The sequence below is a fragment of the Parafrankia sp. Ea1.12 genome, assembly GCF_900465275.1.
GTDB lineage: Bacteria > Actinomycetota > Actinomycetes > Frankiales > Frankiaceae > Parafrankia > Parafrankia soli.
Window position 1 is genome coordinate 1 of record NZ_UBIZ01000019.1, and the last position, 477, is coordinate 477.

Genomic DNA, 477 nt, shown 5'->3' on the forward strand with positions numbered 1-477 from the left:
GTCGTAGGCCTTCTCGCGGTCCTGTTCCGATGCGCCTGTCCGCCCCGCCAGCAGGGCGTCGTTGAGCGCCTTGTCGGCGATCCCGGAAAGGTTCGCCGGCGAGTCGCCGCTGAAGGCCGTCCACAGCCGTGGTTCGGGGTCCTGGAAGAACGCTGACGACGTGGTCGCGTCGAAGTCGTGCGTCGTGCGCAGCGAGACGATGTCGGCAACCTCGATGATCTTGACCTGGACGCTGACGTTCTTGAACGTGCCGAGCTGGGCCTGGATGTTCTCCGCCGTCGTCCTGCTCTCCGAGGTGGGGGCGGTGGAGACGGCGAAGGACACCGGCTTGCCTTCCGCGGCGAGCTCGTCGAACAGTCGCTGGGCGGTGGCCTTGTCCGCCTTGCGCAGCGGCGTGTCCGAGTAGAAGGGCGAGGCCTTGCTGAACAGCGTGTCGACGGGTGTGCCGGTTCCGTTGTAGGCGGCGAGGTTCAGCGC

The 477-nt window shown here is 67.3% G+C and carries 1 protein-coding gene; it reads right to left on the reverse strand.

What is annotated here, in order from left to right; genetic code table 11:
* On the reverse strand, positions 1 to 477 hold a 477-nt coding region (locus FMEAI12_RS00085), incomplete at both ends, for an ABC transporter substrate-binding protein (RefSeq protein WP_368672033.1).